7 protein-coding genes and 1 pseudogene are annotated in these 6,178 nt (G+C 63.5%); 2 read left to right on the forward strand and 6 right to left on the reverse strand.

Features of this window, described 5'->3' with window-relative positions:
- The 6 genes from tgt to Y708_RS0120235 all read right to left on the reverse strand — a co-directional run.
- On the reverse strand, nt 1-1,313 hold a 1,313-nt coding region (gene tgt / locus Y708_RS30105; RefSeq protein WP_081747086.1), incomplete at its 3' end, for a tRNA guanosine(34) transglycosylase Tgt.
- A 38-nt stretch (nt 1,314-1,351) separates the two neighbouring features.
- A complete protein-coding gene (locus Y708_RS0120215; RefSeq protein ID WP_035777043.1) occupies nt 1,352-2,101 on the reverse strand; it encodes an SRPBCC family protein in 750 nt (249 codons plus the stop codon).
- 29 nt (nt 2,102-2,130) lie between these two features.
- Nucleotides 2,131-3,006: a DUF6707 family protein gene (locus Y708_RS0120220; protein ID WP_035777044.1), complete on the reverse strand. Its 876-nt coding sequence runs from the start codon at nt 3,004-3,006 to the stop codon at nt 2,131-2,133.
- A 48-nt stretch (nt 3,007-3,054) separates the two neighbouring features.
- The gene (locus Y708_RS0120225) at nt 3,055-3,594 is read right to left on the reverse strand and encodes an NUDIX hydrolase family protein (RefSeq protein ID WP_028281317.1); all 540 of its coding nucleotides are present in this window, start codon (nt 3,592-3,594) and stop codon (nt 3,055-3,057) included.
- 229 nt (nt 3,595-3,823) lie between these two features.
- Nucleotides 3,824-4,528: a hypothetical protein gene (locus tag Y708_RS26745; protein ID WP_051479231.1), complete on the reverse strand. Its 705-nt coding sequence runs from the start codon at nt 4,526-4,528 to the stop codon at nt 3,824-3,826.
- Complete coding sequence (locus Y708_RS0120235) at nt 4,528-4,671, reverse strand: ribbon-helix-helix domain-containing protein (RefSeq protein WP_028281318.1); 144 nt, start codon at nt 4,669-4,671, stop codon at nt 4,528-4,530. Before Y708_RS0120235 ends, Y708_RS26745 begins: the two co-directional genes overlap by 1 nt.
- A 49-nt stretch (nt 4,672-4,720) precedes the next feature.
- Here Y708_RS0120235 and Y708_RS26750 point away from each other — a divergent pair.
- Together Y708_RS26750 and Y708_RS26755 are read left to right on the forward strand one after the other, a co-directional pair.
- Nucleotides 4,721-5,149 (forward strand): annotated as a pseudogene (locus Y708_RS26750) (hypothetical protein); the annotation flags it as partial.
- A 63-nt stretch (nt 5,150-5,212) separates the two neighbouring features.
- A partial coding sequence (locus Y708_RS26755; protein WP_035777089.1) for an IS701 family transposase occupies nt 5,213-6,178 on the forward strand: 966 nt, incomplete at its 3' end.

A 6,178-nucleotide genomic window follows, 5' to 3' on the forward strand; every position in this document is an offset into this window, starting at 1 on the left:
GGAAGTCCCGGTGAACCTGCCACCAACCGACGATTCTGGCGCGGGGAGCGCCAGGCGTAGTAGCGGCCCAGCACCTCAGTCTTCAACTCGAAGTACGATCCGTCCTCGATCGCCTCCCGTGCCTGGTCCACCATCCGGATGACAAACCGCTCGTTGTGGATCGAGATCAGGGTGGCGGAAACCATCTCCTTGGCCTTGAAGAGGTGATGGATGTACGCGCGGGTGTAGTTGAGGCAGGTGTAGCAGTCGCAGCCATCCGCCAACGGTGTGAAGTCCTTCTTGAACCGGGCATTGGAAAGATTCCACCGGCCGTCCGGTGTATAGAAGGCGGAGTTACGGGCAACACGGGTGGGAGAGACGCAGTCAAACGTGTCGGCTCCGTTTTCAATGCCGGTGAACAGGTCATCGGGTTCGGAGATACCCAACAGGTGGCGTGGCTTGGCCTCCGGCAGCTCCGAGGCGCACCAGCCCAGAATCGTGCCCAGATTCTCCTTTTCCAGGGCGCCGCCCACACCAAAGCCGTCAAAGTCCATGGCACCCAGATCCTGTGAAGCCTTGCGTCTCAGATCCTCGTACTGTGCGCCCTGAATGACGCCGAACAACGCCTGGTACGGCTTGGACGCACGCTCGATGGTGAGCCGCTCATGCTCCACAATGCACCGCTGCGCCCAAAGCCGGGTCCGCTCGAGCGACTCTTCCTGGTAGCCGCGGGAATTCATCAAGGTGGTGAGCTCGTCGAACGCGAACATGATGTCCGCCCCGAGCTGGTGCTGCACCTGCATCGAGATTTCAGGAGTAAACCGGTGCCGGTCACCGTTCAGATGCGACTTGAACCAGACGCCGTCGTCGTCAATATGCGCCAGCCGCTCCTTGCCCGGCGCAACGCGGTCATCCGACCCGGCCAGGGAAGCTGATGCGGACATTTCAATGACCTTCTTGAAGCCCGAGCCCAGGCTCATCACCTGAAAACCGCCGGAGTCCGTGAAGGTGGGGCCGGGCCAGTTCATGAACCGGCCCAGGCCGCCGGCCTCATCCAGGACATCGGCTCCGGGTTGCAGATACAGGTGATAGGCGTTTGCAAGGAGTGCCTGCGCGCCAAGCTCCTTCATCGACTCCGGCAGTACCGATTTCACCGTGGCCTTGGTCCCAACGGCAATGAACGCAGGCGTGCGAATCTCACCGTGCGGCGTGTGGATAGTGCCGCTCCGCCCGTGGAGGCCTTCCGTGGAAGGAACAGTTTCGCTCAGTCGTTTGCCGACGGTGAAGGAAAAACCGGCCTGCTTGGGATCTGATTGCGGAAGAGATTGCACCAGCCCATTTTGCCAGCAATGCGCGGCGCTCTGCGCCAGTCCTACGCCAGCTTGGAGGTCACCAGCGGATCTGACGATGGGTAGTGCCGGGCGCGGAATTCATCCCAGGCGCCCCAGATCTCCCGGAGCGAGTGGGCTCCGAGGCCGTAGGTGGTAGCGATCATCAGAGCGCCCGGTTTGTCCCGGGTGCCTTTGATCACCGGCTGGTCTGCGAGGATCAGGAGGCCGTCCCCGTGCTCGGCATACTGTTCGACGGTGAGCCCCACCTGCTTGTCGGAGCGGAACCATACCCTGCCGCTCAGGTCCTGACCGTTGGGAAGTGTCAGCGAATACTTCTCGCCGGGCTGCCCAAGCTGCTCAGCGTTGAGCTTGCCAAGGATTGACGTCCCGTCCGAAGACTCCCCGGAAAAGAACGCAGTGCGGCGCGTGCCGTTCGGGTGCCTTTCCAGCGCGAAACGGAGCTGCTGGAGGAAGGAGATCCAGCCCTCCGTGATGTCTTCATCCAAGCCAGCCTCGTCCGAACCCGTGTCCGGCCTGCCCCGCTCCATGGTGAGGACAGTGCCGTCCTGCGCAGGCTCGATGCGGAAGACGTCTCCGCCGTCAAGGGTCAGTGACTTATGGTCAGGGCCCTCAACCACGGCGGAAAAAAAGATCAGCCGGATTTCCGCATCCAGGCCGTCGTAGTCCCAGCCATGCCACTGCTTGACCTTGGCAGGTTCGCGGAGCATGGTCCACACCTGCCGCGCGTCGGCGTTGATATGCGCACTGAGGGGATTGGATTCCGCGTTCATGCGGGCCACTCTACTCCGGGGCCGTACGCCTATCCAGAGCCACCGAGCCGAGCTTTCAGCGATCGGATGGCGAGGAGCTCGTTGGCGACCCGGCGGTCCAGGACATCAGCTGCGAGGGTCTCTGATCCACCGTGCGCCCTGAGGTGCAGCAGGGTTACCAGTCGAAGGGTCCGCCACTCCTTCTCGGCGGTGGCGGTGCCCGCGCCGGCCGATCTGGCGATTTCGGGATCATACAGGTTTGGCTCGTTCAGCTGCCGCTGCCGCATCGCCGCGGCCAGCTTGTTCCTGAGCGGATCCAATTCCGCGTGGTCCGCCGCTCGCAGCGACGCAACGTACGCTTCCGAGCGGGAGGGATCGGCGTCGTCGTACGTCAGATGCGCCGCCAGCGCCAGGCACCCTTCAATCCACTTCCAGCGGCCAAAGTTCCCGTCAAACGGCAGATCGGTGAGGAGGTTGCAGATCCTGAGCGCGTTTCCGGCATCTGCGAGGTCCACGAACAGCGTCAACGCCAGATCGCGGATGTCCTGGAGGTTGCTGCCTGACTTGAAATTCACGCCTTTGGCAAGGCGGTCGGCGAGCTCGTGCACCCGCGGACTTTCCGGATGCACCGCCGCAGCCTGCGCGATCAAAGCCTCAGGCGAACCGACGTCGGCCGTGGACACGGCATGATTTTCCGGCAGTGCTGCCTGCACGGTGGATCCGGCGGCAATACGCACTGTTTCACCCGTCTCGAGGGTGGCCAGCACCAGTGCGGGAACCCCAAAGTCATCGTGCTCGACGGCGGTTTCCACCACTTCCGTGGGCTCCGTCCGTCCCGGCACGATCAGTTTCTGACCGGAGCTGACGGCTTCCGCGGCCAAAGGTTGAAGCGTCCCCGGATTGGTGGACACGCCGCTGTCGATCATTCAGTGAATCCTTGCATGCCCTGCAGTATATAAAGAAAAGGTAACGACTCAGCGTCCCCAGCCGGCATGTGCCAGCGCCTGACGCAACAGATCGGCGCGACCGCCCGAGAATTCCGCGCTGATTCCAGGGCTGAGCGCTTCCTCCGGTGTCAGCCAGGTAAGTTCCAGCGCATCCTGCCTGGGCTCGCATTCACCGGTCACCGGAATCAGGTAGGCGAGCGCGACGGCGTGCTGCCGGTCATCGGTCAGTCCGGTTTCGGACGGGGAGGGAAAGTACTCGGCGATGGTGAAGGGCGCCGGGCAGGGTGGCAGCTGGGGGAGCGCAAACGGGCCCAGATCCTTTTCCAGATGACGCACCAGTGCTGCCCGGATGGTCTCCCGGTACATGACGCGGCCCGAGACGAAAGTCCGCACCATTTCGCCTTGATCGTTGGCCTGCAGCAGGAGTCCCACTTCGGTGACGTAGCCCAGTGTGTCGCAGCGCACCGGGATCGCTTCGACGTAGACCATGGGGAGGCGGCGGCGTGCCTCGTACAGGTCGTCTTCCGAGAGCCAGCCGGGATTGGGGTCTGGTGTGCGCAGGTTCATACCTTTGTTTTATAGCAGACCGGCGCGTGAGGTGTACTCGGAGGCGGGGCTTTGGCCATCGGCTGAATTCCGGGCGGCTCACGCCACACCTAAGTTCCTGTTCCCGGCGGGCGCGCATGAAAACGGCAGGCGCACTCGAAATGTCGGGGGCGACGGCCGGTTTTGGGTGCGGTCGCCGGTCCCGGATGCGATGGACGAATTGGGCCGCGCTGTCAGCGGCCGGGGAGCGTCAGCCGGCGCTGTGTTCCGTGTACCCATAGAGGTCCTGCTGGCGTTCATTGACCCAGATATCCTTGCCGTCCGGGTTGGGCAGGCGCAGGGAGCGGCCGCAGTTTTCGTCGATCAGGACGGCCCAGATGCCAGCCTGTCTCAACCGCTGCTGAACTGCCTCCACGTTGCCGTTGTACTCGAACGCCAACTCGATGCCCGTTTCCCCGGCAGCGTGCACGGCCAGGAGTCCACCGTTCTTTGCCGTGAAGTCAGTCCAGTTGCCCGAGTCGGAGCTGAGCCGTTTGCGGGCGCCCATATCCGTGAAAACCTTGACGCCGGCCGCGGCATCGGTCACGTACCAGAGAGGCATGACGGCAAGGGCCGGGTCGGCTCCGGCATTGGATATCCCTCGCTGGCCCAGGTGCGCCGTGAACACCATGCCGCCCGATCCCTGGACGTGGGCAGTCCGCCCGTCATTGGTGTCGAGCGCCTCGGCTGCGGTCCCGGCCTCCACCGTCCGGCGGACAAACTCGTGCACGTCGCCCACCTCGAGACCGAGCTCAACTGAGGGAGCCTCCGCAACGTGCAGCGCCACCCTGCCACTGCCGGCATCGAAAACCAGCCAGCCGTCGTCGTCGTTGGCCAGATCCAGGCCGAGCGCCGCGAACAAGGCCGCGAACTCGTCAATATTCGGAGTGAAAACTATCGGTCGCACTCTGAGCATTACTTCTCCTCCACATACTCGCGAAGTACCTTTTCGACGAGGGCGGACAGGCTTTGCCCCTCGTCGATACTTCTGTGTTTGATTGCGCGGACCAGGTCCGGCGGCAAGTAGACGTTGAACTGGACCTTCGGTTCCACAGGCATGGCTAAAATGCTAGCAAACTAGATTGGAGTAGTCCAGTATTCTCTACCCATGGCCGTCGAACTCTCGGAACTGCTGGTGTCCAATGCCGTCGCATGGCGGGAGTGGCTGGAGTCCAATCACTCCTCCTCCCCAGGCGTATGGTTGATCCTCCACAAGAAGGGCGGCGCGGTGACCGAGTTGACCTACGCCGCGGCACTCGAGGATGCGCTGTGCTTTGGCTGGATTGACGGGCAGGCCCGCCGGCGCGACGACGGAAGCACTTTCCAGCGGTTCAGTCCGCGGGGCCCGCGGAGCATCTGGTCCCTTCGGAACGTCGGGTACATCGAGCGGCTGGAAGCCGAAGGGAAGATGCACGACGCCGGACGTACCGCCGTCGCGCTCGCCAAGCAGGATGGGCGCTGGGAGCGTGCCTATGCGGGGCCGGCCACTGCCGTGGCGCCGGATGATCTGGCGGCAGCAATCGCCGCAGTGCCCAAGTAGTACTTAGTTAGGTCGGCGTGGCGGCTTTTAATCCTTGACCGATCCTGTTAATTTTCGAGCATGAAACCGGATGAGCTTGCCGAGACCAGAGCGGAACTGGAAGCGTTCGTTCAGGATGTGTTCGCGTCGCTTCCGCGTAAGGATCAGCGGAAGAAGGGGAACCTGTATCTGCACGGTCTGATACTGGACGGGCGGCGGAAATCGATGCAGCCGATGGGCGAACGGCTCGGGGTCGATTACCAGCAGCTGCAGCAGTTCGTCTCGTCCTCGTCGTGGAAGCCCGAGCCGGTACGCCGGGTCCTGGTGCGCAGGGCCGTCGAGGTGATCGGCCCCGACGCGTGGGTTGTCGACGATACCGGGTTCAAGAAGGACGGCGGCTCCTCTCCCGGTGTTGCGCGGCAGTATTCGGGTACGTTGGGCAAGATCGGCAACTGCCAGATCGCCGTCAGCATCCACGCGGCCACCGACCAGGCGTCCTGCCCGCTGGACTGGCGCCTCTATGTGCCCGAAGCCTGGGATGACACCTCCGCAGAGACGAACGCGCACGCCGAAATGATCGCCGCCCGCCGGGCTAAGGCGCAGATCCCCGAGGTCCAGCGCCATCGTACGAAGTGGGCGATGGCGCTGGAGATGATCGACGAACTCGGCGCCTGGGGCTACCGACCCCCGGTTATGGTCGGGGACGCCGGCTATGGGGAGATCACCGCGTTCCGGTCCGGGCTCAGCGAACGGGCGATCCCCTACATGGTCGCCGTCAAGCACTCGACGACCGCGCACCTCCAAGACACACCCATCGACGTGGCCGAGTACGCCGGCAAAGGCCCACGCTCACACCAGCGCCGCTACCTCGAGAACCCGCAGTCACTGAAAGACCTCGTCATGGACGCGGGCCGCCGGAAGCTACATCAGGTCACCTGGAGACACGGCACCAAGTCCACCACCAGCAACAAACACGCCTCGATGACCTCACGGTTCATCGCACTGCGGGTCCGGGCAGCCAACCGCGACATCCCCCGCGCCAAGGAC

It is taken from the genome of Arthrobacter sp. H5 (assembly GCF_000520595.1).
Lineage (GTDB): Bacteria > Actinomycetota > Actinomycetes > Actinomycetales > Micrococcaceae > Arthrobacter_D.

What these genes read in the sequence shown, in the direction of transcription:
- Y708_RS0120215 (WP_035777043.1), bottom strand. Translation starts at nt 2,101, where the DNA reads ATGAACGCGGAATCCAATCCCCTCAGTGCGCATATCAACGCCGACGCG.
- Y708_RS0120220 (WP_035777044.1), bottom strand. Translation starts at nt 3,006, where the DNA reads ATGATCGACAGCGGCGTGTCCACCAATCCGGGGACGCTTCAACCTTTG.
- Y708_RS0120225 (WP_028281317.1), bottom strand. Translation starts at nt 3,594, where the DNA reads ATGAACCTGCGCACACCAGACCCCAATCCCGGCTGGCTCTCGGAAGAC.
- Y708_RS26745 (WP_051479231.1), bottom strand. Translation starts at nt 4,528, where the DNA reads ATGCTCAGAGTGCGACCGATAGTTTTCACTCCGAATATTGACGAGTTC.
- Y708_RS0120235 (WP_028281318.1), bottom strand. Translation starts at nt 4,671, where the DNA reads ATGCCTGTGGAACCGAAGGTCCAGTTCAACGTCTACTTGCCGCCGGAC.